Origin of the sequence: Mycobacterium sp. 3519A (assembly GCF_900240945.1) — a bacterium.
Taxonomy (GTDB): Bacteria; Actinomycetota; Actinomycetes; order Mycobacteriales; family Mycobacteriaceae; genus Mycobacterium.
In genome coordinates, this window is the sequence record NZ_OESG01000014.1 from 885,208 (window position 1) to 909,304 (window position 24,097).

At 67.9% G+C, this 24,097-nt stretch carries 26 protein-coding genes; 18 read left to right on the forward strand and 8 right to left on the reverse strand.

Annotated features, from left to right (window positions below; genetic code table 11):
- Positions 1 to 57: 57 nt before the first annotated feature.
- Genes mdlC through C1A30_RS25350 form a run of 3 tightly spaced genes read left to right on the forward strand, consistent with a single transcriptional unit; the run spans position 58 to position 3,077 of the window.
- The gene (gene mdlC / locus C1A30_RS25340; protein WP_101951069.1) at positions 58 to 1,680 is read left to right on the forward strand and encodes a benzoylformate decarboxylase; all 1,623 of its coding nucleotides are present in this window, start codon (positions 58 to 60) and stop codon (positions 1,678 to 1,680) included.
- A 4-nt stretch (positions 1,681 to 1,684) separates the two neighbouring features.
- Positions 1,685 to 2,080, forward strand: coding sequence for a tautomerase family protein (locus C1A30_RS25345; protein ID WP_101951070.1), 396 nt, complete (start codon positions 1,685 to 1,687; stop codon positions 2,078 to 2,080).
- A 10-nt stretch (positions 2,081 to 2,090) separates the two neighbouring features.
- Positions 2,091 to 3,077: a quinone oxidoreductase gene (locus C1A30_RS25350; RefSeq protein ID WP_101951071.1), complete on the forward strand. Its 987-nt coding sequence runs from the start codon at positions 2,091 to 2,093 to the stop codon at positions 3,075 to 3,077.
- On the opposite strand, the gene C1A30_RS25355 is transcribed toward C1A30_RS25350, so the two are convergent.
- The gene (locus tag C1A30_RS25355) at positions 3,055 to 4,902 is read right to left on the reverse strand and encodes an FAD-binding oxidoreductase (RefSeq protein WP_101951072.1); all 1,848 of its coding nucleotides are present in this window, start codon (positions 4,900 to 4,902) and stop codon (positions 3,055 to 3,057) included. The genes C1A30_RS25350 and C1A30_RS25355 overlap by 23 nt on opposite strands.
- Positions 4,903 to 5,071: 169 nt before the next feature.
- On the opposite strand from C1A30_RS25355, the gene C1A30_RS25360 reads away from it, so the two are divergent.
- The 10 genes from C1A30_RS25360 to C1A30_RS25405 all read left to right on the forward strand — a co-directional run bounded on the left by C1A30_RS25360 (position 5,072) and on the right by C1A30_RS25405 (position 14,950).
- Positions 5,072 to 5,479, forward strand: a complete 408-nt coding sequence (locus C1A30_RS25360; RefSeq protein ID WP_101951073.1) for a YciI family protein — start codon at positions 5,072 to 5,074, stop codon at positions 5,477 to 5,479.
- Positions 5,476 to 6,714 (forward strand): RNA polymerase sigma factor, encoded by a 1,239-nt coding sequence (locus C1A30_RS25365; RefSeq protein WP_101951074.1) that lies wholly within the window; start codon positions 5,476 to 5,478, stop codon positions 6,712 to 6,714. The genes C1A30_RS25360 and C1A30_RS25365 overlap by 4 nt, the downstream gene beginning before the upstream one ends.
- Entirely contained in the window at positions 6,707 to 7,726 is a 1,020-nt protein-coding gene (locus C1A30_RS25370; protein WP_200828427.1) for a methyltransferase, read from the forward strand. The genes C1A30_RS25365 and C1A30_RS25370 overlap by 8 nt, the downstream gene beginning before the upstream one ends.
- A 79-nt stretch (positions 7,727 to 7,805) precedes the next feature.
- Positions 7,806 to 8,561 carry an SDR family oxidoreductase gene (locus tag C1A30_RS25375; protein WP_101951076.1) on the forward strand — a complete coding sequence of 252 codons (756 nt, stop codon included), beginning with the start codon at positions 7,806 to 7,808 and terminating at the stop codon, positions 8,559 to 8,561.
- Positions 8,562 to 8,681: 120 nt separating this feature from the next.
- Positions 8,682 to 11,477, forward strand: a complete 2,796-nt coding sequence (locus C1A30_RS25380; RefSeq protein ID WP_101951077.1) for a LuxR family transcriptional regulator — start codon at positions 8,682 to 8,684, stop codon at positions 11,475 to 11,477.
- A gap of 48 nt (positions 11,478 to 11,525) precedes the next feature.
- On the forward strand, positions 11,526 to 12,257 hold the full coding sequence (locus tag C1A30_RS25385) for a triose-phosphate isomerase family protein (RefSeq protein WP_200828428.1): 732 nt from the start codon (positions 11,526 to 11,528) through the stop codon (positions 12,255 to 12,257).
- A 77-nt stretch (positions 12,258 to 12,334) separates the two neighbouring features.
- Entirely contained in the window at positions 12,335 to 12,895 is a 561-nt protein-coding gene (locus tag C1A30_RS25390; protein WP_101951079.1) for a sigma-70 family RNA polymerase sigma factor, read from the forward strand.
- Positions 12,896 to 12,904: 9 nt separating this feature from the next.
- Complete coding sequence (locus tag C1A30_RS25395; RefSeq protein ID WP_101951080.1) at positions 12,905 to 13,627, forward strand: SDR family NAD(P)-dependent oxidoreductase; 723 nt, start codon at positions 12,905 to 12,907, stop codon at positions 13,625 to 13,627.
- A gap of 23 nt (positions 13,628 to 13,650) precedes the next feature.
- Complete coding sequence (locus C1A30_RS25400; RefSeq protein ID WP_101951081.1) at positions 13,651 to 14,118, forward strand: cupin domain-containing protein; 468 nt, start codon at positions 13,651 to 13,653, stop codon at positions 14,116 to 14,118.
- Positions 14,084 to 14,950, forward strand: coding sequence for a hypothetical protein (locus C1A30_RS25405; protein ID WP_200828429.1), 867 nt, complete (start codon positions 14,084 to 14,086; stop codon positions 14,948 to 14,950). The genes C1A30_RS25400 and C1A30_RS25405 overlap by 35 nt, the downstream gene beginning before the upstream one ends.
- Here the strand turns inward: C1A30_RS25405 and C1A30_RS25410 are convergent, their stop codons facing one another.
- Positions 14,951 to 15,973 (reverse strand): zinc-binding alcohol dehydrogenase family protein, encoded by a 1,023-nt coding sequence (locus C1A30_RS25410; RefSeq protein ID WP_235010189.1) that lies wholly within the window; start codon positions 15,971 to 15,973, stop codon positions 14,951 to 14,953.
- A gap of 73 nt (positions 15,974 to 16,046) precedes the next feature.
- On the opposite strand from C1A30_RS25410, the gene C1A30_RS25415 reads away from it, so the two are divergent.
- Together C1A30_RS25415 and C1A30_RS25420 are read left to right on the forward strand one after the other, a co-directional pair.
- The gene (locus C1A30_RS25415; protein ID WP_101951084.1) at positions 16,047 to 16,703 is read left to right on the forward strand and encodes a hypothetical protein; all 657 of its coding nucleotides are present in this window, start codon (positions 16,047 to 16,049) and stop codon (positions 16,701 to 16,703) included.
- 27 nt (positions 16,704 to 16,730) lie between these two features.
- Positions 16,731 to 17,318: a TMEM175 family protein gene (locus tag C1A30_RS25420; protein WP_235010191.1), complete on the forward strand. Its 588-nt coding sequence runs from the start codon at positions 16,731 to 16,733 to the stop codon at positions 17,316 to 17,318.
- Position 17,319: 1 nt separating this feature from the next.
- Here C1A30_RS25420 and C1A30_RS25425 read toward each other — a convergent pair whose 3' ends face one another.
- The 3 genes from C1A30_RS25425 to C1A30_RS25435 all read right to left on the reverse strand — a co-directional run bounded on the left by C1A30_RS25425 (position 17,320) and on the right by C1A30_RS25435 (position 19,403).
- Entirely contained in the window at positions 17,320 to 17,835 is a 516-nt protein-coding gene (locus C1A30_RS25425; protein ID WP_101951086.1) for a nitroreductase family protein, read from the reverse strand.
- Between the two features lie 39 nt (positions 17,836 to 17,874).
- Entirely contained in the window at positions 17,875 to 18,576 is a 702-nt protein-coding gene (locus C1A30_RS25430; RefSeq protein ID WP_101951087.1) for a cutinase family protein, read from the reverse strand.
- A gap of 71 nt (positions 18,577 to 18,647) precedes the next feature.
- Positions 18,648 to 19,403, reverse strand: coding sequence for a S9 family peptidase (locus tag C1A30_RS25435; RefSeq protein ID WP_101951088.1), 756 nt, complete (start codon positions 19,401 to 19,403; stop codon positions 18,648 to 18,650).
- A gap of 57 nt (positions 19,404 to 19,460) precedes the next feature.
- On the opposite strand from C1A30_RS25435, the gene C1A30_RS25440 reads away from it, so the two are divergent.
- A complete protein-coding gene (locus C1A30_RS25440; RefSeq protein ID WP_101951089.1) occupies positions 19,461 to 20,378 on the forward strand; it encodes a CoA ester lyase in 918 nt (305 codons plus the stop codon).
- 18 nt (positions 20,379 to 20,396) lie between these two features.
- Here C1A30_RS25440 and C1A30_RS25445 read toward each other — a convergent pair whose 3' ends face one another.
- Positions 20,397 to 21,797: a YdiU family protein gene (locus C1A30_RS25445; RefSeq protein WP_235010369.1), complete on the reverse strand. Its 1,401-nt coding sequence runs from the start codon at positions 21,795 to 21,797 to the stop codon at positions 20,397 to 20,399.
- A 104-nt stretch (positions 21,798 to 21,901) separates the two neighbouring features.
- Here C1A30_RS25445 and C1A30_RS25450 point away from each other — a divergent pair, with 104 nt between their 5' ends.
- Positions 21,902 to 22,138, forward strand: a complete 237-nt coding sequence (locus tag C1A30_RS25450; RefSeq protein WP_101951091.1) for a hypothetical protein — start codon at positions 21,902 to 21,904, stop codon at positions 22,136 to 22,138.
- Between the two features lie 3 nt (positions 22,139 to 22,141).
- On the opposite strand, the gene C1A30_RS25455 is transcribed toward C1A30_RS25450, so the two are convergent.
- On the reverse strand, positions 22,142 to 22,660 hold the full coding sequence (locus tag C1A30_RS25455) for a hypothetical protein (RefSeq protein ID WP_101951092.1): 519 nt from the start codon (positions 22,658 to 22,660) through the stop codon (positions 22,142 to 22,144).
- A gap of 43 nt (positions 22,661 to 22,703) precedes the next feature.
- Entirely contained in the window at positions 22,704 to 22,916 is a 213-nt protein-coding gene (locus C1A30_RS25460) for a hypothetical protein (RefSeq protein ID WP_101951093.1), read from the reverse strand.
- Positions 22,917 to 23,203: 287 nt separating this feature from the next.
- On the opposite strand from C1A30_RS25460, the gene C1A30_RS25465 reads away from it, so the two are divergent.
- Complete coding sequence (locus C1A30_RS25465; RefSeq protein ID WP_200828536.1) at positions 23,204 to 24,097, forward strand: mycobacterial-type methylenetetrahydrofolate reductase; 894 nt, start codon at positions 23,204 to 23,206, stop codon at positions 24,095 to 24,097.

Sequence of the window (24,097 nt, forward strand, 5' to 3'; positions counted from 1 at the left end):
GTAAACCGGGGATTCTCCCGGGGTCGACGACGGCTCGCCGGTGCTTGACTCGTCGCCATGGCTTCGACGACCGGCGGTAAAACCGTCCATGAGGTGACCTATGAGCTCCTCCGAACTCTCGGCTTGACAACAATTTTCGGCAACCCCGGATCCACCGAACAATCTTTCCTTTGCAACTTTCCGGATGACTTCACCTACGTGCTGGCACTGCAGGAGGCCTCCGCGCTCGCGATGGCTGACGGCTTCGCGCAATCCACCGGGCGGCCTGCGCTGGTCAATCTCCACACCGCGGCCGGTACCGGAAATGCGATGGGCAGTTTGGTGGCCGCCTACCGCGCCAACACCCCGCTGATCGTCACGGCCGGTCAGCAGACCCGCGAAATGTTGTTGTGCGATCCGTATTTGGCGAACCGGGACGCGACCGTGCTGCCGCAACCCTGGGTCAAGTGGGCGTATGAACCGGCGCGCGCCGAAGACGTGCCCGCCGCGTTCATGCGGGCCTACGCGACCGCGATCCAACCGCCTGCGGGCCCCGTGTTCCTTTCCATCCCGCTCGACGACTGGGAGCAGCCTGCGCTCGGACCTGCCGTGGTACGCAACGTCACTGAACGGACCGCGCCCGATCTGGATCGACTGCGCAGTTTCGCCGAGCGCATCGGCAAGGCGACCCGGCCGCTGCTGGTGCTGGGCCCCGAAGTGGACCGTGCGGGAGCCTGGGACGCCGGTGTGGCTTTCGCCGACAAGCTGAAAGCCCCGGTGTACAACGGTGCGCTACCGGACCGGATCTCGTTCCCCGAAGATCATCCCTACTACGCGGGCACCTTGCCGATGACCATCGCCGGGGTCGAAGAAGTCGTACACGGGCACGACCTCGTGGTGGTGATCGGCGCACAGGTCTTCCGCTACTACCCGTACGTCGCGGGCGAATACCTCCCCGAAGGCACCGAATTGCTGCAGATCACCGCTGATCCACACCTCGCCGCGGTCGCGCCGGTCGGTGACAGCCTGATCGGTGACGTGGGCCTGGCCCTGCGGTATCTGACAGACACGGTGCAGGTTCCGGCGGACCGGCAGCCTCCGCCGCCGCGGGTCATCGAGCGCAAACCAGAGGCGCCGGCATCGGCGCCGATGACACCGAATGCGGTGTATGAGGTGTTGAGCGGCTTGAAACCGGCAGACTCGGCTCTGGTGATGGAGTCGACGTCGACCATCGCCGAACAGCAGACCTGGTTGCCGACCACCCGCAGCGCGGGCTTCTTCGCCACCGGCAGCGGCGGAATCGGCTGGGGTGTGCCCGCGGCGGTCGGTGTGGCGCTCGGAGATCGGGCGCGCGGAGTGCAGCGGACCGTCGTGGCGACCATCGGCGACGGCTCGTTCCAGTACTCCGTGCAGGCGATCTGGACCGCCGCCCAGCACAAGTTGCCGATCGTGTTCGTGGTGTTGCGCAACGGCGAATACGCGATTCTGAAATCCTTTGCGCTGCTGGAGAAGACGCCGGGAGTACCGGGGCTGCAGCTGCCGGGGCTCGACATCGCCGCGCTGGCAACGGGATTTGGCCTGCGGTCGGTGACCGTCGCAGACACCGACGAGCTGGCATCGGCGTTCGGAGCGGCACTGACCGCCGACGGGCCGACGGTGATCGTCGCGCCGACCCAGCCGCAACTGCCGTTCCTGGGCTGACGGCATGCCTGTCTACACCTGCACCGTCGCCGCGTCGACTGTGACTCCGGCCGTCAAGGCCGAACTCGCGGCTGAGATAACGCGGATCCACTCCCGGGTGAACCATGTGCCGAGCGCCTACATCAACGTGGTGTTCCACGAACTGCCCGCCGAGGACGTCTACACCGACGCCAAACCCGCGCAACCGCTGATCATCAACGGATGGGTGCGCACCGGCCATCCCGACGACGAGACCACCCGGTTGCTCACCGAGATCAACGAGGCCGCCACACGGGTGACCGGATTTCCCGCGGAGCGGGTGCTGGTGATCATCGGTAACAGTCCTGCGCGATTCGCCATGGAGGGCGGCCGAGTGTTGCCGGACCCAGGTGAAGAGCACAGGTGGCTGACGTCCGGGTGACGCAGCACCGGTGCACGCCATCGAGGTAGGACAGACCGGGGGACCAGAGGTCCTGCGCCTCGTGCAGAGGCCTATGCCGTCGCCCAACCGAGGGCAGGCATTGATCGCGTCGGAGTCGATCGGCGTGAACTTCATCGACACCTACTTCCGATCGGGTGCCTACCCGCACGATTTGCCGTATGTGCCGGGCAGCGAGGTCTGTGGCACGGTCGTCGCGGTCGGCGACGACGTCTCGACGGTGCAGACCGGCGACCGCGTCGTCTGCGCCGACGCAACGGGTGCGTACGCCGAATATTGTTTGGTGCCGGCATCTTTGGTGGCGCATGTGCCCGACGGGATCAGCGCGGACACCGCCGCCGCGGCGCTGCTCAAGGGGCTGATCGCGCACTGTCTGGTCAATTCGGTGTACCAGGTCAAACCCGGTGACGCCGTGTTGATACACGCGGGTGCCGGTGGCGTCGGGCTGATCCTCACGCAGTGGGCGGCCAGCCTCGGCGCCCGCGTGATCACGACGGCGTCGACGCCGCAGAAGGCCGACCTGTCGCGGTCGGCCGGTGCCGTGGAGGTGCTGGACTATCCCGACGATCCCCACGTGTTCGGCGCCGCTGTTCGCGAGTTGACACAAGGCCGCGGTGTCGCCGCGGCGTACGACGGCGTCGGCAGGACGACGTTCGACGCGAGCCTGGCGAGTCTGGCGATCCGCGGCACGCTGGTGTTGTACGGCGCGGCCAGTGGGCCGGTACCTCCGGTCGATCCGCAGCGACTCAATGCGGCCGGATCGGTGTACCTGACCAGGCCGCGCCGGAGCCACTTCAACCGAACGTACGACGAATTCTCCTGGCGCGCCGTCGAGGTGTTCGACGCCATCATCACCGGCACGCTGACCATCACCATCGGCGGGCGGTATGCGCTCGCCGACGCCGCACAGGCGCACGCCGACCTCGCGGCACGGAGGACGTACGGGTCGACGGTCCTCAGTCCGCCGCCACGCACCTGATCTTGAAGGTCGCCGAGACGATCTGCCCGAACGCGCCCGCGCCGCCGATGAACAGACGCTTGACGTCGTACCCTGCCACGTCCTTCATCGTCTCGCCGCCGAACCGGGCCGCTGACCCGTCGTCGACGAGGGCCACTTCGAGGCCGAGCAGACTGGTGCGAACCGCGTGCCGGTCGTGACCGTCGGCGGTGGCGATGAGGTCACCTACGGTGCGTGCGTCGGGGTCCTCGGGCACGGCGGCACACGTCATCCGGTTCTCGGCCAACCGTTGGGCGAGGTGGTTGAGGGTGACGTCGGCACCGACGACCAGGCTCAGATTGGCCGAGTTGATGTCGATCCGGGTATCACCCGACGCCTTCCCGCCGACGGCCGGACCGGGATCGCCGGCCCCTAGGCGGCGGTCCAGCGCCGCACGAACGGCTGTCGCGAAGGCTTCGACGGCTGGCTCGTCGTCTGCTGTATCGGGCAGCATCACACCCGGATTCAACAGCCCGGTCGGATCGAAGACGGTTTTGATCGCGCGTTGGGCGGCGATCTCGACGGCGGAGAAGCGTTTGCGCATGAACTGCCGCTTCTCTGTGCCGACGCCGTGCTCGCCGGTCAACGTACCGCCCATCCCCAGTGCGGCGTCGATGATCTCGTTGTTGGCAGCCTCAAGGGCGGCGGCCGCTTTCGGATTGGTGTGGTCGAAGAACGAAATGGGATGCAGATCGCCGTCGCCGGCGTGCCCCGCTACCGCGATGAACAGAAGACCGTCGCGGTGCCTGGTCGCGGCCGCCTGGATCGCCTCCTGCATATCGGGTATCCGGTTGCGCGGCACCGTGACATCGCCGATGAAGTAGTCGTGTCCGCTCGCCACGACGGCGTCGGGGGCGTGTAGCCGGCCGTACCAGAGCTTGTCTCGGGCAGCTTCGTCGGTCGCGACACGAACCTCGATAGCGTTGCGCCGCAACACTTTCTCCACCGTCGCCCTGTCGCGCTCGACTTCCGACGCGGTGCCGTCGACGTCGACGAGGACGATCGCGTCGACGTCGGTGGGATAGCCGGTGTCGGTGAAGGCTTGCAGGCCTGCGATGCCCGCGCGGTCCAGCCATTCCAGGGCGGCGGGCACCGTGCCGGTCCCGATGATCTCTGCGACGGCCTCGGCGGCAGCGTGGGCCGAGGCGAAACTGCCCATCAGACTGTGCGTGACGGGCGCGATCGGCCGCAACGCCACGGTCGCCTCGGTGACGATGCCGAGGGTGCCCTCGGACCCGATGATCAGGCCAAGCAGGTCGGGTCCGGCGTCGTCGGCGGACAGCGTGACAACGGCGCCGTCGGCGAGCACCAGTTCGACGGCGATCACGTGGTCATAGGTGACGCCGTACTTCAATGCGTGCGGACCACCGGCGTTTTCGATGATGTTGCCGCCGACCGTGGACAGCGGCGCCGACACCGGATCGGGCGAGAAGCACAGGCCGGTCGGCCGCAAATGCTCTTGCAGATCCGCATTGATGACGCCGGGCTCCACCCGGGCGGTGCGCGCTTCGGGGTCGACAGCGAGGACGCGGTTCATCGCCGACAGGTCGAGCATCACCCGGTCCGGGGCGGCCATCATGCCCGCGCTGCAATTCGACGCGCCGCCGCGGGTGACCACGGGGATGCCGCGCGCCGCGGCGATCTTCACCACGGCGACGACCTCGTCGCGAGACGTGGGCCGGACCGCGAGTCCTGGCACGCCGCCGAAGCCCCAGTAGTCACGGCCGCGTGCGGTCAAGGCGTCGACATCGGTGACGACGCTGTTCGAGACGGCGGCGGCGAATGCGGTCAGGGCGCTGCTGTCCATATCGGCCTCAGTTCTGTCGTGTTCGGCTTCACCCTGGCATTTGGACACGCCGGGCGACCCCGGGCTTTCCCCGGGACTTGACTCCGGGGCCATATGTCGAGAACCGACTGACGGCTCCGTCTATGGGGTAGGCGACCAACTAGGGTCGCCAGCGCGAAGGGAGAAAACCATGGCCAAGTACCTGATGTTGAAGCACTACCGCGGCGCTCCGGCAGCCGTGAACAACGTGCCGATGGACCAGTGGGCGCCCGCCGAGGTCGAGGCACATATCAAGTACATGAACGACTTCGCGGCCAAGCTGCAGGCCAGCGGCGAGTACGTCGACAGCCAGGCCCTCGCGCCGGACGGGGTGTGGGTCCGTCACGACGGCGAAGGCAAGCCGCCGGTCACCGACGGACCGTTCGCCGAAACCAAGGACCTCATCGCGGGCTGGATGATCATCGATGTCGACTCATACGAGCGCGCTGTCGAGTTGGCGGGCGAACTGTCCGCGGCGCCAGGCGCAGGCGGCAAACCGATCCACGAGTGGCTCGAGTTGCGGCCGTTTCTGACCCATCCGCCGACCGTCACCGAATGAACGAGGCCGAGCTGCGGGATCTGATCCCGAGTGTGCTCACTGCTCTGGTGCACCGCGGTGCGGACTTCGCAACCGCCGAGGACGCCGTGCAGGAGGCGCTGCTCAAAGCGATCGAGGTGTGGCCGGATCGGTGTCCGGACGACCCCAAGGGCTGGCTGATCACCACCGCGTGGCGGCGCCACATCGACCTGGTCCGCTCGGACGCCGCGCGGCGACAGCGCGAGAACCTGGTGTCCGAACAACCGCCGCAGGGTCCGACCGAGGTCGTCGACGACACACTGCAGCTCTACTTTCTGTGCGCGCACCCGAGCCTGAGCCCTGCGTCTGCGGTCGCGCTGACGCTGAGGGCGGTCGGCGGGCTCACCACCCGCCAGATCGCGCAGGCCTACTTCGTGCCGGAAATGACCATGGCGCAACGGATCAGCCGCGCCAAACGCACGGTTTCCGACGTCCGGCTCGACCAGCCCGGCGATCTGCGCACCGTGTTGAAGGTGCTGTATCTGGTCTTCAACGAGGGCTACAGCGGCGATGTCGACCTCGCGGCCGAGGCCATCCGGCTGGCCCGACAGCTGGCCGCGGCCACCGACGACCCGGAGGCGGCGGGGCTGCTGGCGTTGTTCCTCCTGCATCACGCCAGGCGCGCGGCCAGGACCCGCGCCGACGGCAGCCTCGTCCCGCTGGCCGATCAGGACAGGACTCTGTGGCGCCGCGACCTGATCGCCGAGGGCGTCGCGGTGTTGCAGGCCGCACTGGCCCGCGATCGCCTCGGCGAGTACCAGGCGCAGGCGGCGATCGCCGCACTGCACGCCGACGCGCAGACCGCCGACGAGACCGACTGGATACAGATCGTCGAGTGGTACGACGAACTCGTCCGGCTCACCGACAGTCCGATCGCGAAGCTCAACCGGGCGGTGGCGGTCGGACAGGCCGACGGCCCGCACGCAGGCCTCGCCGCGCTCGCCGAGGTCGATCCCGGGCTGCCGCGATACACCGCGTCGTCGGCCTACTTGCACGAGCAGGCAGGCGAATTGACCACGGCCGCAGAGCTTTACGCGAAGGCGGCCGAACAAGCGCAGAACGTCGCCGAACGCAACCACCTCACGCTGCGGGCGGCCACCCTCCGCCAGCAGGCCGGCAACGCAAAACAGCGGCCACGCCGTGATCGGGTGAATCCGCCGACCCGGAATCCAATTTCGGGTCATGCTGACCACAAAGGGGGAAAGTCGAATGACTGACCGAAACGCAGCGGCGCCCGACCGCATCATGCAACTGGGCTTCGGCTTCTGGGGTTCACGGGCGCTGCTGAGCGCCGTCGAACTCCGAATCTTCGGGTTGCTGGCCCAGACAGGACCACTGGACGCCGAGGAACTACGCGCCCGTCTCGGCTTGCATATGCGCGGCGCGCGCGACTTCTTCGACGCGCTCGTCGCGCTGGGCATGCTCGACCGCGAAGACGGCAGGTACTCGAACACGCCGGACACCGACCTCTTCCTCGACCCGGCCAAACCCACCTACCTGGGCGGCGTGCTGGAGATGGCCGCCGTTCGGCTGTACCCGTTCTGGGGGTCGTTGACCGAGGGGCTGCAGACGGGGCAGCCGCAAAGTGAGGCCAAGACCGGCGGGGACTTCTTCGCAACGCTCTACGCCGATCCCGAGAAACTCGCGGTGTTCACCGCGGCGATGACCGGCCTGAGCCGGGCCGCGGGAGACGCCATCGCGGCCAAGTTCGGATTCGGCGACTACCGCAGCGTGATCGACATCGGCTGCGCACAAGGGGCTGTGCCGGTCGCCATCGCCTCCGCGCACGACCATCTGACCGGCGGCGGATTCGATCTGGCGCCTGTCGGGCCGATCTTCAATTCCTATGTGGCACAACATGGTCTGACCGACCGGCTGCAGTTCGTCGGCGGCGATTTCTTCGCCGACCCGCTGCCCACCGCCGACGTGCTGGTGATGGGCCACATCCTGCACGACTGGGATCTCGACGAGAAGTTACTGCTGCTGCGCAAGGCATACGACGCGCTGCCCACCGGCGGGGCGTTGATCGTCTACGAGGCGCTCATCGACGACGACCGGCGGCAGAACGCGTTCGGCCTGCTGATGAGCCTCAACATGCTGATCGAGGGGCCCACCGGATTCGACTTCACCGGTGCCGACTGCCGCGGCTGGATGGCCGACACCGGCTTCAGCAACAGCTACGTCGAGCACCTCGCCGGCCCCGACTCGATGGTCGTCGGGATCAAATAACGCATCAACCCCGCGGGATGACTTCGCGGGCATCCGCCCGTTCTGGCCGTCAGGAAGGTCAGACAACGGAAGGATCGCCATGAAAATCGTCGTCATCGGGGGCACCGGTCTCATCGGCTCCAAACTGGTGGACAACTTGACCCGCCGCGGTCATGAGGCGGTCGCCGCGGCGCCGTCGACCGGGGTGAACACGCTCACGGGTGAAGGCCTGGCCGAGGTGCTGGCAGGGGCTTCGGTGGTGGTCGATGTGTCGAATTCGCCGACGCTCGACGATGCGGCCATCGAGTTCTTCCGCACCGCCACCACCAACCTGCTCACCGCCGAGAAGGACGCCGGGGTGGGCCACCACGTCGCGCTGTCGGTGGTGGGCACCGCACAGTTGGCCCCGCACAGCGGCTACTTCGAGGGCAAGCTGCTGCAGGAGAACCTGATTGCCGAGGGACCGGTTCCGTACACCCTGGTGCACGCGACGCAGTTCTTCGAGTTCGTCAACACGCTCGCCGACTCGGCGACCGTCGACGGCGTGGTGCGGATGCCACCGGCGTACTTCCAGCCGATGGCCGCCGCGGACGTCGCCGAGGGACTCGCCATCGCTGCCGTCAACGCGGCGGTCAAGGGCATCACTGAAATAGGTGGGCCGGAGGCGGTTCTGCTGCCCGACCTGATCAGGACCGCGCTGACCGCCCGCGGCGATACCCGCGAGGTCCTCGCCGACCCGAAGGCGCAGTACTGGGGCATCGACATCGGCGAGCGCACGCTGTGCCCGGCGCAGGGCGCGACCCTGTTCGACACCCGGTTCGAGGACTGGCTGCTGCAAGCCGCCGCAACGGCGTAGCTTGAAACCTCCTGGGCCGCAGGCGGATTGGTGATCAACGCCTGATCAAGATCAGGCCGCTTGCGGTTCAGGAACGGCTTACGGGTAAGGTCACCACTGCAAACAAACGCGGTGGTGTCTATGTCGAGTCAGGATGGGGGGCAACGTCTTCGCGGTCGCGACAGCGAATGCGAGACGCTGCGGGGTCTGTTGTCGACCGCCCGATCCGGCACCAGCCAGGTTATGGTGCTGCGCGGTGAGGCAGGCGTCGGAAAAACGGCGCTTCTGGACTTCGTATCCGATAACTCGTCGGAGTTCCGCTGTGTGCGTGTGGCGGGTGTCGAATCGGATATGGAACTCGCGTTCGCCGGGTTGCAGCAACTGTGCGCGCCGCTGCTGGAGCACCTCGACGAACTACCGGAGCCGCAACGCGAAGCGCTCAACGTCGCGTTCGGCCGCGGGGTTGGGGCGCCACCGGACCGCTTCCTGGTCGGGCTGGCGGTGCTGTCACTGATGGCCGCGGCCGCCACCACCCAGCCCCTGCTCTGCATCGTCGACGACGCGCAGTGGCTGGACGCGGTGTCGGTGCAGACGCTGGCGTTCGTGGCCCGCCGGCTGCTCGCCGAACCCGTCGCAGTGCTGTTCGCGGCGCGTGACCGCGGCGCCGCGGCATTGTCCGGGCTGCCTAAACTTCCGGTCACCGGACTGTCTGACGGCGACGCGCGGGAGTTGCTCGATTCGGTGATGGTGGGCAGTGTCGACCCACGAGTGCGGGACCGCATCGTGGCCGAGACCAGGGGAATCCCGCTTGCCCTCCTCGAGGTGCCGCGCAGCGTGTCGGCCACCGAGCTCGCGGGCGGCTTCTGGATCTCCGGCAAGCGCTCGTCGGCGGCGGCACTCGAGGACGGGTTCGTCAGCCGCATCCAGGCGCTGCCCGAACCCACCCAGCGGCTGCTGCTGCTCGCCGCCGCCGAACCGGTCGGGGACGCGGCGTTGTTCCTGCGTGCCGCCGCGCAACTGGGCATCCCGGTGGACGCGCTGGCGCCCGCCGAGGCCGACGGTTTGATCGAGTTCGGTCCGCGGATGCGTTTCCACCACCCGCTGATGCGGTCGGCCGCCTATCGCGCCGCCGATCTGATCGACCGCAGAACCATCCACCGGGCGTTGGCCGACGCCACCGATCCGCAGTCGGACCCGGACCGCCGCGCCTGGCACGCTGCCAACGCCGCGGCGGGACCCGACGACTGCGTGGCCGCGGAGTTGGAGGCGTCGGCAAGCCGCGCGCAGAGCCGAGGCGGTATCGCCGCGGCGGCGGCATTCCTCGAACGCGCCACCGCGCTGACGTCCGAGCCTGCGCTGCGCAGCGCCAGGGCGCTCGCGGCCGCCCGCGCCAAACGGGACGCCGCCGCGCCGGAGGCGGCATATGAGCTGCTCGCGATCGCCGAACTGGGGCAGTTGTCGAATCTGCAGAAAGCCGAGGTGGCGCGGCTGCGCGCACAGATGCAATTCGCCCGCAGTCGGGGAGGCCACGCCGGTGCCCCGAGCGTCTTCGCCACTGCGCGCGAATTACTCGATGCCGCAAAGCAACTCGAGAACCTCGACGACTACGCCGCCAGTGAAACGTACGCCGAATCGATCGCCGCCATCTTGTACGCCGGGCGTCTCGGTGAACCCGGGGCGCTGTCGGATGCGGCTGCGGCAGCGGGTGCCGTCATCGACCGGTCGTCCGCCGCGCCGCGGGGCATCGACTTGATGTTGAAGGGCATCGCCGAGCGGATCACCGGCGGGGTGAGCGCGGGCGCGGGCCCACTGCGCGCCGCGCTGGACGCGATGTGCGAACTGGCGCATTCGAATGATCTGCAGGTCCGGCGTTGGATGGTGCCTGCGTTTCCGATCCTGCAGGAATCGGCGGCTCACGACCTGTGGGACGAGTCGGCCATCGAGGAACTGTCCAGCGCGGTGGTGCGCCAGGCCCGAGACGCAGGCGCGCTGGACGTGCTGCCGCGCGCGCTGGTGTACCGGGCGGGCGCGCACTTGCTGGCAGGCGAATTCGCCGCGTCGGCGACGTTGATCGAAGAGGCGAATTCGATCTCTGCCTCGACCGACCACCTCTCGCCGGTCCGGTATCACTCGCTGCTGCTGTCGGCATGGCGGGGCGACGCGGCCGACGCGGTCAAGGCCATCGAGTCGGCGACCGCCGATGGAATCGCCCGGGGTGAAGGCCGGCTGTTGGGGCTCACCGGATACGCCACCGCGGTGCTCTACAACGGTCTCGGCAGATACGACGAGGCTGCCGCGGCCGCCGCGGAGGCCAGTCGTTACGAGGATCTCGGGTTCTACGGTTGGGGCCTGTTCGAATTGATCGAGGCCGCAACGCACAGTGGCGACGGCGAAACCGCCGCGGCGGCGGTAGCGCGGTTCGAGGCGCACGCCGGCGCGAGCGGAACGGATTGGCGACTGGGCGCACTTGCCAACGCCCAAGCCCTGGTCGCCGACGACGAGCACGCCGATGCGCTGTACACCGAGGCAATCGAACGCCTCGGCCGCACCCGCGTCGTGGTGCACCTGGCGCGGGCGCATCTGCACTACGGCGAATGGCTGCGCCGGGTGAACCGCAGGATCGACGCTCGACGCCAACTCACCGACGCCCACGAGCTGTTCACCAAGATGGGCGCCAACGCTTTCGCCGAGCGCGCCCGCCGGGAGTTGGTCGCGACGGGTGAGACGGTGCGCAACAAGCCGCACAGCTCAGGTGGTGAGCTGACCGCGCAGGAGGCGCAGATCGCGCGGCTGGCCGGGGACGGGCTGACCAATCAGGAAATCGGCGCGCAGCTGTTTATCAGCACCCACACCGTCGAATGGCATCTGCGCAAGGTCTTCGCCAAGCTCGGCATCAAGTCGCGCCGACAGCTGCGCACCGTCTCCTGGGCCAGCTAGTACGAGATGCCTTGGGAGACTGAGTTGTCGGAGTCAAAAGCTGTCTTGGTGGCGGTGAGCCTCAAGGCGTACTTCGGTTATGCCCAGGCCCGTGACTGGTTGGCCGGCGTCGCCGACCTGCTGACCGACCACCCGCTACCGGCCGCCGTCGAGTTGGCCGTCATGCCGCCGTTCCCGCTGCTGGAACGGGCGCTGGACACCCTCGGCCGGTTCGGGGTGCGGGTCGGCAGCCAGGACGTCAGCTGGGCCGAACCAGGCCCGGTGACCGGCGAAGTCACCGCCGCCTTGTTGGCCGAAATGGGTTGCCAGTACGCCGAAGTCGGCCACGCCGAGCGCCGCACCCTGTTCGGCGAGGACGACGTCGTGGTAAACCGCAAAGCCGCGGCCGCGGCGCGGCACCGGCTGGTGCCGTTGATCTGTGTCGGCGAGGCCGTCCACGACCCGGACACCGCCGCAGCCGAGGTGGTTCGGCAGGCCCGCCTGGTGACCGATCAACTGGCGGGCCAACCGGTGGTCATCGCGTACGAACCGCAGTGGGCGATCGGCGCCGACGCGCCGGCCGACACCGGCTACGTTCTACGTGTCGGCGAGGCGCTCAAGACCTCCGTGCCCGCGTTGGCCGGACCGGCGGGCCGGCTGATCTACGGCGGCACGGCGGGACCGGGCACACTGCGCGCGCTGCACCCCGGCTTCGACGGGGTGTTCCTTGGCCGACGCGCGCACCGGATCGACGGGCTGCGGCAGGTCCTCGACGAAGCGGTCGAGACCTTGACCGGCTAGCGCACCACGAACCACGGACCACTGACTACGGAAAACCAAGGGTTCGCTTCACCTCGATCCGCGCGAGTCTGGTCAACATGCCAGGACCCGATGCCGACCTCGCCGCGCGCTTCGCCCGCGAAACCGAACCGCTGTTCGACGTGCTGCTTCGCCGGGCCCGCCGGCTGACCCGCAACGAGGCCGACGCCGAAGACCTGTTGCAGGACGCACTCATGCACGCCTACGCGGGGTTTCACACGTTCCACGACGGCAGCAACCTCAAGGCGTGGCTGTTCCGGATCCTGCACAACCGGTGGATCAGCGCCTTCCGCGCCCGCCAGTGCCGCCCTTCGGAGGTCCCCGTCGACGTGATCACCGAGCACGACCTTGCCGACAGCGCCGCGCGGACGAACACTGCGCACCGGTCCGCCGAAGCCGAGGTGCTCGATGCGCTGCCCGACAACGTGATCAAGGCGGCGATGACCGCACTGCCCGACGGTTTCCGTTCGGTGGTGTTCTACGCCGACGTCCAGGGCTACACGTACGCGGAAACCGCCGCGATCCTCGGCATCCCACACGGAACCGTGATGTCACGCGCATCGCGGGGCAGGCAACGGCTGCGCATCGCGCTGGCCGACATCGAACCACAAGTCGCATAGGAGTCAGCAGTGGAATTGGCGTACAAGACAGCCCTGGTCACCGGAGGAACGGCAGGCATCGGCCTGGCAGCCGCGCGGCTGCTGACCCACGAAGGCGCGACGGTCGTCATCTCGGGACGCGACGCAGAGCGCGGGAAGGCGGCCGCAGCCGCGATCGACGGCAGCGTGCGCTTCGTCCAGGCCGACCTGTCGTACATCGAGTCGGTGAAATCGCTTGTGGCCCAGGCTGGGGACATCGACATCCTGGTGAACAACGCCGCGAGCTTTCCTGCCTCGCTCACCGTCGACCAGGACGTGACGTCGTTCGAGAAGACTTTCGACACCAACGTCCGCGCCAGCTACTTCCTCGCCGCCGGACTGGTACCGGGGATGGTCGAACGCGGACACGGCAGCATCATCAACGTCACCACGATGGTCGCGTCACGGGGAGTCCCCGGCGCTGGCGCGTACAGCGCATCGAAGGCGGCGCTGGAATCGCTGACCCGAACCTGGGCCGCTGAATTCGGCCCGCACGGCGTGCGGGTCAACAGTGTCGCACCCGGCCCGACGAAAACCGAAGGCGTCGAGGCGGAGTGGGGCGACACCAACGAAGAGTTGGGTCGCGCGCTGCCGCTGGGCCGCACCGCCAAACCCGAGGAAATCGCCGAGGCGATCCTGTTCCTCGCCTCCCCGCGGTCGACGTTCATCACCGGGTCGACCTTGCACGTCGACGGCGGCGGCACGGCGGTCTGACGCAAAGCAAGGAGAGAAACTCGATGCCCAAGAAGTACGACCCCGACTGGGAAGGCGCGTTGTCGGTTGTGCAGGAGGTACAACCGCCGTTCATCCGCGAGGGGGCGCACGCCATGACCGTGGTGATCGACTACCCGCCCGGCAGCGCAGGCGCGCCCCCGCACAAGCATCCGAGCGGACCGGCCTTCGGTTTCATGCTGGAGGGCGAGATGCTCTTCGAACTCGAAGGCCAAGCACCGCGGGTGATTCGGGCAGGCGAGGCGTTCTGGGAACCCGGCGGCGACGTCATCCACTACTCGGACGCCAACAACCGCGACGACATCCGATGCCGCTTCACCGTCACCATGCTGTGCGTGCCGGGCCAGCCGATGCTGACCCTGGTCGACGACCAGGAACTGGCCGCCAGGGCGCATCTACGCGTCACTGCCGAAGTCGATTGGAACGGAGTTGATCCCGATGTCACGAATCCTCTTGCAAACCACGATTACTGAGAGTTCCGACGACTGGGACGTCGCCAGGTTCTCACTGCTCGCCGAGGAACTGCGCGCCGCAGGCCACGAGGTGGTGGCGCGTAACCGGGCCAAACGTGACGGAGACGATCCGGTGCTCAGCCACCTCGACGACCTCGGCTACGACCAACTGTGGCTGATGGCCGTCGACGTCGGCGACGGCTTGTCAGCCGCCGACGCGTACGCGATCCGCCGGTTCCGGGAGAACGGCGGAGGTGTGCTCACCGCCCGTGACCATCAGGACTTGGGTTGCTGCATAAGCAGACTCGGCTCGTTGGGCGTGGTCAACGAGTTCCACGACAAGAGCATCGACCCGGCCACGATGTGCGACGATCAGGACACCCCGACCATCTCGTGGCCGAACTACCACTCCGGCGCCAACGGCGACTATCAACCGGTGCTCGTCGACGGACCGGTGCACGAGTTGCTGCGCACCCACAGGACGGCCAGCGGACGGATCGAATGGTTCCCGGCCCACCCACACGAGGGCCTGGTATCGGCGACCGGACCATTCGCCACCGCGGTCGCGCGGGGCCGCAGCACCGCGACCGGTCGGCACTTCAACCTCGCCGTCGTGCTGGACGGTGAACGCTCACCCGACGGCCGCACCATCGGCCGGGCGATCGCCGAATCGACATTCCACCACTTCGCCGACTACAACTGGGATCTGGATTGCGGCGCGCCGACTTTCGTCACCGAGCTGCCTGGCACGCAGATCAAGGCCGACCCGTCCCGGCTGGACGTCTTCAAGGACTACGTCCGCAACATCGCGACCTGGCTGGCGCCCGCGACACGCCTGTCAATGGCGGGCTAGTCAGTCGAGCACCACGACCATCTTCCCGCCGGCCTCGCCTGACTCCATGACGCGGTGCGCCTCGTGGATCTGGTCGAACGGGAACACACGCGACGGGGCGGCCTCCAATCGGCCGTCGGCCACCTGTTGCGCGATGTCCTGCAACGGCACGTCCGACAGCGGGAAACCCGGTGTGCCGAACACGAAGCTGCCGAAGAAGTTCAAGTTCACCCCGCTGGCCATCCGCGCCAACGGGTTGAAGTCGCCGATCGGGTCGAGTCCGCCCAACCACCCCGCCAGGCATGCGCTGCCGCCGCGGCGCAGCATGTCGAGGGAGTCGAGAATGGTGCTGTTGCCGACCAGATCGAGCACCGCGTCCAGTTGTTTCGACTCGGCGATGCGGCCCGCCAGATCCCGCGCCTCGAGTTCGACGCGCGACACGCCGAGTTGTTCGAGCAGTCCGAACCGTTCGCGACTGCGGGTGGTGGCGATGACCCGCGCACCCGCGGCCACGCTCATCTTGACTGCGGCCTGTCCGAAAGACGAAGTGGCGCCGCGGATCAGGATGGTCTGCCCCGCAGCGAGTTCGAGGTTGCGGAACAGACATGTCCATGCCGTCGCGTACGTCTCCGGCAGCGCGGCGAGTTGCGACCACGGCAGGTCGGATTCGATGACGGCGACGTTCGCGGCGCGTACCCGGGTGTATTCGGCGTAACTGCCGTTGATGGTTCGCCCGAGACCGCCCATCAGCGCCGCCACTTTGGCGCCCACCGGAAACTCGCCGCCGGGGCAGGAATCGACGACGCCGACGCACTCGATGCCGCTGACCTCGGCGGCCTCGGCCCATTCGCCGCGCCGCATGTGCATCTCCGCGTGGTTGATGCCGAAGCCCTTGACCTCGATCACGACTTCGCCGTCCTTGGGCAGCGGCTTCGGGATTTCGGTGTAGACCAAACTGTCGAGCCCACCGAACTTGGTCAGGATGATCGCGCGCATGCTCCGATCACTGGACTGCTCACGTACGACGGCGAGTGCATTCGGCATGCCGGCCTCCAGACAAGATTGGGTTGAGCAACCCAGAATACGCGTAATCCCGGCGCGATGGCATCCTGGCGTCATGGGGCTGTTGTTGGTCCGACTCGTCGAGTTGTTGATCGTCGTCGTGCCGCTCATCGGTCTCGGGTTCGCCGGAGTGAAGGCCATCTCCGCTGCTCGCGACCGCCAGCAGCAGGACCGCGAGTCAGTGGGCGCCGCGGCGACGACGGCGACCAGTCGGGCCGCGCAGTGGCGCGCCATCACCCGGACGATCAAGGAGCACGACCGAACAGACACCCGCTGGCTGGACTACGAACTGGACATCGGCAAGCTGCTCGACTTCCCGCTGATGACCGATATGCGCAACCCGCTGACCGAGCGTTTCCACCGGGCCAAACTGCGGGCGGATCTGCTGCGGCCCGCTACCGCCGAGGATCTCCTCGACGACGGCGACGCCGCCCGCGAGTACCTGGACGCCGTCGAGAACTACGTGACGGCCTTCGACGTGGCGGAAAGCGAGGCGATACGCAAGCGGCGCAACGACTTCACCAAACCCGAGCAGCAGCGACTCACCCGCGCGCGCAGCGCCCTGCGGGTCGCGGTGGACGAGGGTGCGACGCGACAGGAGCGGGAGCAGGCCTATGCCGTCGCCGCGCGCGAACTCGACGGCCTGATCGTGCTGCCGGAGCGCTCCCGCGCCGCCATCGAGCGTGGGATTCTTGGTGAGCTCGACGGATGAACTTCGCCAAAGATGCGGGAGGTCGGCGTGGCTACGCGACAGCTCGATGCGGACCGAGTGCGCCTGTTCTCCGACGGCGTCTTCGCCGTGCTCATCACGGTGCTGGTACTGGAACTGAAGCCGCCGCACGCCGACGGGTTCAGTGACCTGCTGCCGCTGTGGCCGACGGGGTTGAGCTACGCGGTCAGCTACTTCTTCATCGCGATCGTCTGGGTGAACCACCATCACTTGTTCGGCTACGCCGAAGCGGCCACGTCGCGGCTGGTGTGGTTCAACTTCGCGCACCTGTTCTCGGTGTCGCTGATCCCGTTCACCACCGAGTGGATCGCCGACAGTCGATTGGCGTCGGCTCCGGTGGCGCTGTACGCGGGCGTCTTCGTCCTGGTCAACATCACTTACCTCGCGCTGTGCTGGGAAGCAGTCGATCGGCCGGCCCATGAAGACGTGTCGCAGCGGATGCGCCGACTGCTGCGGATGCGGTCATTCGTGACGATCGGAGTGTTCGTGGTGGCGGCGGTGCTGGCGCTGTGGTGGCCGGCGATCGCGATGGCGCTGATCTGTCTGTGCCTGATCGGCTATCTGCGCCCGGACGTCCCGGGCGCCCAAGCGTCCTGACTCACCACTTGCCTCGGTGCACGACCTCGTCGATCGGCCTGCGGTCGGGTTTGACGATCGGCTTCAGCGGGCGGTCGGCCGGATGGCCGACGCCGAGCAGGTAGGCCACGATGTGGTCGTCGGGCACGCCGAGAATCGCGCGGGCCTTCTCCTGGTCGCCGACCGAGGAGTGCCCGGTGCCGATGCCCAGGTCGGTCGCGGCGAGGGTCATCGCCAGCGTGGCCTGACCCAGGTCGTACTGGTCGACCAGCTTGCGTCGCTCGTCGGGCGGCACCGGCGCGACCAGAACGATGGCCGCTGGCGCCGCGGCGATGTGGCCGGCGCCTGGCCAGACGGTCGAAAGTTCCTGTAGTTGGCCGGGATCGGTGACGATGACGAAATCCCACGGCTGGCGGTTCTTCGCCGACGGGGCGCGCCAGCCCGCCTCGACGATCCGCTGCAGAGCGTCGTCGGGCACCGGATCGGGCCGATAAGTCCTGACGTTTCGACGGGCTCGGATCGCATCCCAGGTGTCCACGGGTTACTCAACGCCGGGGCGCCCGCAGATATTCGGTTCCTATGTTCTCGACCCGTTCGACGTGACGCGTTGGGCGGCGAAGTCAGCGGCTTGCTCCGTCATGCCGTTGACCGCGTACAGGTTGTGCGCGGCGTTGTCGGTCCCGGTCGTCGAGCAGATGTTGTCCTCGGGGATGCACAGGTCGATGGTCTTGCCCGTGTACAGCGCCCCGACCGTGATGGGCGGCGCCCCGGTGTAGATCATCTGCAGGAAACCGCTCGAGGGCTTGCCGAACAACGCCACCGCCGCGACGTGCTTGGCCACTTCCGGAGCCATCGGCCCGGTGATGCCCGCGGGAAGCGCGAAACCGTTCGGCACCGAATCGACGGTCGTGTACGCGACGACCGCCGCTCCTTGTGAGTAGCCGCCGAGCACGATCTTGGTGTCCGGGCAACTGTTCGCGACGTCGCGAACCTTGTTGCTCGCGTCGACCACACCGTCGGAGGCGGTCGCGAAGTCCAGCGACGCCGGATAGTTGACCGGGTAAACGTCGACCGACTTACCGGCGAGCCGACTGCTCAACGCATCGACGAACGCCTGCCCCGTCCCGCCGACACCCGCGGGCTCGAAAGTGCCTCTGGCGAATATCACTTCGACGTCGGGGCAGGGCGCCGCCGCCGCACCCGCACTACTGATGACACTGCCGCAGACCGTCGAAACCGCGATGGCGGCCGCACCGACAACCCGACCGATGACGCTCATTGGAGACTCCCGAACAACGTCGCTTCGCGAATGCCGCGGGTGAATACCCGGCCCGTTTGGACACCAAACGCCTACCCGAGATAGGCGTCGGCCCATGCGCCGATGATCCGCGCGGCGCGGCGCGCCTGCCCAGGACCGGTCAGCAGGTGTTCGGATCCTTCAAGGGAGACGAAGCTGCGCGGATGACGCGCGGTGCGGAAGATCTCGCTGGCGTTGGCGATGCCGACGGTGTTGTCGGTCGGGGAGTGCAGGATCAGCAGCGGCATCTTCAGGCCGCGGATCTTGTCGTGCAGCGCCGCCGCGCGGACGTCCTCAACGAACGCCCGCTTCAGGGTCAGGCAGCGCCCGCCGACCATCCACTGCGCGCTGCCCTCGGACAGCACCTGGTCGATCACCGCGTCATATTGCTGTTCGGCGTGGGAAGGGTCCATCGGCGCGCCGATGGTGGCCACCGCGGACACCCCGGGACACTGTCGCGCAGCGGCGATCACCGCGGCACCGCCGAAGGAATGGCCGACGAGAATGTCGGCGGGTGTGCCCTGTTCGGCCATGTACTCGCACGCCCGGATCACGTCGTTGACCTTCACGGTGAACGACCCGTCGCCCCAATCACCCTCCGAATCGCCGAGCCCAAGGGCGTCGAAGCGGAGCATGCCGATGCCGTCCTCGGCGAGCTGCTTGCAGATGCGCGCCGCTGCGGGCGAGTCCTTGCCGAGGGTGAATCCGTGCGAGAAGACGCCCCAGCCGCGCGGCTCGCCGGCGGGCCGGTCGATGGTGCCTGCCAGAGCGGGCCCCGTCGAGCTGAGGAAGGTGACACGCTCGGCCATGCCGGAGGTTTACCACCCCCCTTTGCCTTGCCGCCACCGTTAGGCCAGCATTGACGCATGTCTGAACAGGTCACCACCGATGCGCCGGACCCGGCCGACGTCGGTTCGCGTATCGATCCGGTTCTCGCGAGGAGCTGGCTGCTGGTGAACGGCGCGCAGGCTGACCGGTTCCAGGCCGCCGCTCACTCACGCGCCGACATCGTCGTACTGGACATCGAGGACGCGGTCGCGCCGAAGGACAAGACCGCCGCACGCGACAACGTCGTGCAGTGGCTCGCGGCAGGCAACTCCGACTGGGTGCGGATCAACGGGTTCGGCACGCCGTGGTGGGCCGACGATCTGAAGGCCCTCGCAGGCACCTCCGTCGGCGGCGTCATGCTGGCGATGGTCGAATCGGTCGACCACGTCACCGAGACGGCGAAGCGGCTGGCAGGCGTGCCGATCGTGGCGCTGGTCGAGACGGCCCGCGGGTTGGAGCGCATCACCGAGATCGCGGCGGCCAAGGGCACCTTCCGGCTCGCGTTCGGCATCGGCGACTTCCGTCGCGACACCGGCTTCGGGGACGACCCGGCCACGTTGGCCTACACGCGGTCCCGGTTCACGATCGCCGCCAAGGCCGCGCATCTGCCCAGCGCGATCGACGGGCCGACCATCGGCTCGAATCCACTGAAGCTCATCGAGGCGACTGCGGTGTCGGTGGAGTTCGGGATGACCGGCAAGATCTGCCTGAACCCCGACCAGTGCGCCGTCGTCAACGAGGGACTGTCCCCGTCGCAGGACGAAATAGCGTGGGCGAAGGAGTTTTTCGCGGACTTCGAGCGCGACGGCGGAGAGATCCGCAACGGGTCCGACCTGCCGCGCATCGCCAGGGCCACCAAGATCCTGGAGCTGGCCCGCTCGTACGGCATCGAGGTGTCGCATTTCGACGACGAGCCGGTGCACATGCCTGCGCCGTCCGACACCTACCACTACTAGGTTTCGCGACGTTCGCGCCTAGGTGCCGCAGAACGTCCGGTAGGACGACCCGAAGTCGTCGGGCGCCGGTTCGGCGTAGCGCTCGAGACCGGGCCGTTCGTCGTACGGCGCGGTGACGGCGTCGAGCAGCCGGCCCAGCGGATCGAGGTCGCCGGCGGTGGCCGCAGACAACGCCTCTTCGACCAGGTGATTGCGCGGGATGTACACCGGGTTGACGCGGTCCATCGACTCGGCGTCCGGGCCCAACGCCCGCCACCGCGCCAGCCAACCGTCGAACCGGGCGAGGTCGACGAACAGGCCACGCGCGGGCTCGGTGTCGCCGCGGGCCGCCCGTCCCAGGTGTCGGTAGAACGACGTGTGGTCGACGCGGCTCTGCTCGAGTTGGTCGAGCAGTTCGGTGAGCAGCGGGACGGCCACCTCGTCGTCGACGTCGCGCAGCCCGAGCTTCGCCAGCATGCCCGTCGTCATCGCCGCCGTGTACCGACTGCGGAACCCGTCGAGTGACTCCTGGGCAAGCGTGACCGCGTGGTCGGCGTCGTCGGCGAACAGCGGCAGCAGCGTCTCGGCGAACCGGGCGAGGTTCCACGCCGCGACCGCGGGCTGCTGCCCGTACGCGTAGCGGCCCCAGCTGTCGATCGAGCTGAACACCGTGGCCGGGTCGTAGGCCTCCATGAACGCGCACGGCCCGTAGTCGATGGTCTCGCCGGAGATGGTCATGTTGTCGGTGTTCATCACCCCGTGCACGAAGCCGACGCACATCCACTGCGCGACCAGCGACGCCTGCGCCGCGACCACCGCCTCGAACAGCGCGCGATACGGATTGGCCGCCTCCGCCGCGGCCGGATGATGCCTGGCGATGGCGTGCTCGGCCAACCGGCGCACCAGGTCGACATCCCCGGCGTTGGCGGCGTATTGAAAGCTGCCGACCCGCAGATGGCTGCTCGCCACCCGGACCAGCAGCGCGCCCGGCAACGGGGTCTCCCTGATCACGTCGCGACCGGTTCCGACGACCGCCAGCGACCGGGTGGTCGGGATCCCGAGCGCGTGCATCGCCTCGCTGATGAGGTACTCGCGCAGCATCGGGCCGACTGCCGCCAGGCCGTCGCCGGCCCTGGCGAACGGAGTGGCGCCCGACCCCTTGAGCGCGACATCGCGAAGCGCACCGTCGGGCCGCGCGATCTCGCCGAGCAGCAGTGCGCGTCCGTCACCAAGGCGCGGGACGTACCCGCCGAACTGATGGCCGGCGTACGCCTGCGCGACGGGGGTGGCGCCCTCGGGTACCGCGACGCCGGCCAGGAACCGCACGCCGTCAGGCGTCTGCAGCCATGCCGCGTCCAGACCCAGATCGGCGGCCAACTGGTCGTTGAGGATCAGCAGGCGGGGCTCGGGTGGCTCCTCGGCTTTCCAGGGCACCGTCATCTCGGGCAGTTCGCGGGCGAACCGGTCATCCAAAACGACGGTGGCATCCGAAGCAATGCTCACTTCACCCAGACTACGGATGTTGTCGCACCTAGACTGAGCCGATGCGACGGGTTGTGATCGCGGCGCTGTCCGCGTTGGCGTTGACAGCAGCGATGGCGTCCGCCGTCACCGCACCGCCCGCGGTCAACACCGCGTGCGCCGACGGCGAGACGGGCACCACCGACCATTGCGCGCCGTTCTGCCTGCCGGGCCGTTACTTCGACTACGCCAACACCGGATTGTGCCTGCCGGACCCGCCGCCGCCTCCGCCGGCGCCGAATAACGTTGTGATGCAGTAACTCTCAGCGGCGCGCTGAACCCGTCAGCGGTCCGCCACCGGCCGCCTGTAAAAGGCAGATGACCGTGCTGGGCATCGGGTTGTCCGACGTCCGGTCCTGGTTGGAGTCGATCAGGTACGTCATCGCCAGCGGCCCCGGCGCCTGCCCGGTGTACTGCTGCAGTCCCGCGCGGCACCGTTGATCCGCGACGTCGGCGATCGCGGCGTTGACCTCGACGTCGGTGCGCAGATAGACCTCCGCGGCGTGCGGCAGCGCGCAGTCGACGACGGGCACCGTGACGACGCTCGGATCGGTCGGCGGCGGGTCGGCCAGACACTGTCCGACCTGGAGGTCAATCCACTTCTCGGTGCGCTGCGGTGGCGCGGGCGGCGGTGCGGGGATGGATGTGGTCGCGGCGGCCACCGTCGTCGCGGTCGACGTCGTCTTGGGTGCGACCGAACCGTCCGTGCCGCAGGCGGTCAGCAGCGCCAGCAGGGCGACACACCCGGCCGGCAAGCGCCAGGAACATCTCGAGAGCACCATTGGATGCCCCAATTGTGCCTCACGCCATGCAAATCAAGGTCAGTTAGTGCTGTGCCCACACTCCGTATGGCACGTACGGGTCGACGCCGTACGGCGTGTACGGATTCGCGCCGCCGTACGCGGACTGCGGATACACCGGCGCGGGCGCCACGACATTCGAACCGCTGCCTGCGTCCGCCGCGGCCTGGCCCGCGAGTCCGACTGCCAACGCCACCAGCGCACCCGATACGGCGGTGGCAAAGGTGATCTTCTTCATTCGAAGCTCCTCGTTGGACAATCTCTTCGGATCGCCGGCGAACCCGGCATACCTATCTGACGAGTGAAACGCCCAGGTAGAACGCGGTCATCCCGCTGGCAGCATCTGTACCCGGCCTGGCAGGATTGCGCCGGGGATGCAATCACCGCCAGGGGCAGTGCAGGCGATGGCCGACGAGATGAGTAGAGCCGCTAATCTCGAAAAGCAGTAGATGAGGTCTGCTCCTCCCCGGCGGTCATCGTCGCCCTTCCGGACGGACAGACAATCGTGCAATGAGGAGCAACCTCTTGACCCTCAACACCGTCGCGTTCGAGCTGGTACCCCCGAACGCCGATCTCGGCCCCGAACAGGCCGTGGAGGAAGCGCGCAAGGTGGTGCGCTTCGCCAAGGAGACCGGCATCGACGACCGGATCGGACACGTGATGATCCCCGGGATGATCGAGGAGGACGAGGACCGTCCCATCGAGATGAAGCCCCGGATGGACGTGTTGGACTTCTGGAACGTCATCAAACCCGAACTGCCCGGCCTGAAGGGGTTGTGCACTCAGGTCACCGCCTTCATGGACGAGTCCGCGCTGCGGCACCGGTTGACGAACCTGCGCGACGCGGGCTTCGACGGCATCGCGTTCGTCGGGGTGCCGCGCACGATGAACGACGGTGAGGGCTCGGGCGTCGCACCCACCGACGCGCTGTCGATCTACACCGAACTCGTGCCCAACCGTGGCGCCATCCTGATTCCGACCCGCGATGGCGAACACGGCCGGTTCAACTTCAAATGCGATCAGGGCGCGACGTACGGCATGACGCAGTTGCTGTACTCCGACGCGATCGTCGGCTTCCTCACCGAATTCGCCAAGACCACCGACCACCGGCCAGAGATACTGCTGTCCTTCGGGTTCGTGCCCAAGGTCGAGGCGCGCGTCGGGTTGATCAACTGGCTGATCCAGGACCCCGGCAACGCCGCGGTCGCCGACGAGCAGGCGTTCGTCACGCAGTTGGCGGAGACCGACCCGGCCCAGAAGCGCAAGATGATGGTCGACTTGTACAAGCGCGTCGTCGACGGCGTCGGCGGTCTGGGCTTCCCACTGAGCATCCACCTCGAAGCGGCGTACGGCGCGTCGGCGCCCGCCTTCGAGACGTTCGCGGAGATGCTCGACTACTGGTCACCCGCCAACGGCTAA

Excerpts from the sequence above, each read along its gene's own strand:
- mdlC (WP_101951069.1), top strand. The coding sequence starts at position 58 with ATGGCTTCGACGACCGGCGGTAAAACCGTCCATGAGGTGACCTATGAG.
- C1A30_RS25345 (WP_101951070.1), top strand. The coding sequence starts at position 1,685 with ATGCCTGTCTACACCTGCACCGTCGCCGCGTCGACTGTGACTCCGGCC.
- C1A30_RS25355 (WP_101951072.1), bottom strand. The coding sequence starts at position 4,902 with ATGGACAGCAGCGCCCTGACCGCATTCGCCGCCGCCGTCTCGAACAGC.
- C1A30_RS25360 (WP_101951073.1), top strand. The coding sequence starts at position 5,072 with ATGGCCAAGTACCTGATGTTGAAGCACTACCGCGGCGCTCCGGCAGCC.
- C1A30_RS25365 (WP_101951074.1), top strand. The coding sequence starts at position 5,476 with ATGAACGAGGCCGAGCTGCGGGATCTGATCCCGAGTGTGCTCACTGCT.
- C1A30_RS25370 (WP_200828427.1), top strand. The coding sequence starts at position 6,707 with ATGACTGACCGAAACGCAGCGGCGCCCGACCGCATCATGCAACTGGGC.
- C1A30_RS25375 (WP_101951076.1), top strand. The coding sequence starts at position 7,806 with ATGAAAATCGTCGTCATCGGGGGCACCGGTCTCATCGGCTCCAAACTG.
- C1A30_RS25380 (WP_101951077.1), top strand. The coding sequence starts at position 8,682 with ATGTCGAGTCAGGATGGGGGGCAACGTCTTCGCGGTCGCGACAGCGAA.
- C1A30_RS25390 (WP_101951079.1), top strand. The coding sequence starts at position 12,335 with ATGCCAGGACCCGATGCCGACCTCGCCGCGCGCTTCGCCCGCGAAACC.
- C1A30_RS25400 (WP_101951081.1), top strand. The coding sequence starts at position 13,651 with ATGCCCAAGAAGTACGACCCCGACTGGGAAGGCGCGTTGTCGGTTGTG.
- C1A30_RS25405 (WP_200828429.1), top strand. The coding sequence starts at position 14,084 with ATGTCACGAATCCTCTTGCAAACCACGATTACTGAGAGTTCCGACGAC.
- C1A30_RS25410 (WP_235010189.1), bottom strand. The coding sequence starts at position 15,973 with ATGCCGAATGCACTCGCCGTCGTACGTGAGCAGTCCAGTGATCGGAGC.
- C1A30_RS25415 (WP_101951084.1), top strand. The coding sequence starts at position 16,047 with ATGGGGCTGTTGTTGGTCCGACTCGTCGAGTTGTTGATCGTCGTCGTG.
- C1A30_RS25430 (WP_101951087.1), bottom strand. The coding sequence starts at position 18,576 with ATGAGCGTCATCGGTCGGGTTGTCGGTGCGGCCGCCATCGCGGTTTCG.
- C1A30_RS25435 (WP_101951088.1), bottom strand. The coding sequence starts at position 19,403 with ATGGCCGAGCGTGTCACCTTCCTCAGCTCGACGGGGCCCGCTCTGGCA.
- C1A30_RS25440 (WP_101951089.1), top strand. The coding sequence starts at position 19,461 with ATGTCTGAACAGGTCACCACCGATGCGCCGGACCCGGCCGACGTCGGT.
- C1A30_RS25445 (WP_235010369.1), bottom strand. The coding sequence starts at position 21,797 with ATGACGGTGCCCTGGAAAGCCGAGGAGCCACCCGAGCCCCGCCTGCTG.
- C1A30_RS25450 (WP_101951091.1), top strand. The coding sequence starts at position 21,902 with ATGCGACGGGTTGTGATCGCGGCGCTGTCCGCGTTGGCGTTGACAGCA.
- C1A30_RS25455 (WP_101951092.1), bottom strand. The coding sequence starts at position 22,660 with ATGGTGCTCTCGAGATGTTCCTGGCGCTTGCCGGCCGGGTGTGTCGCC.
- C1A30_RS25460 (WP_101951093.1), bottom strand. The coding sequence starts at position 22,916 with ATGAAGAAGATCACCTTTGCCACCGCCGTATCGGGTGCGCTGGTGGCG.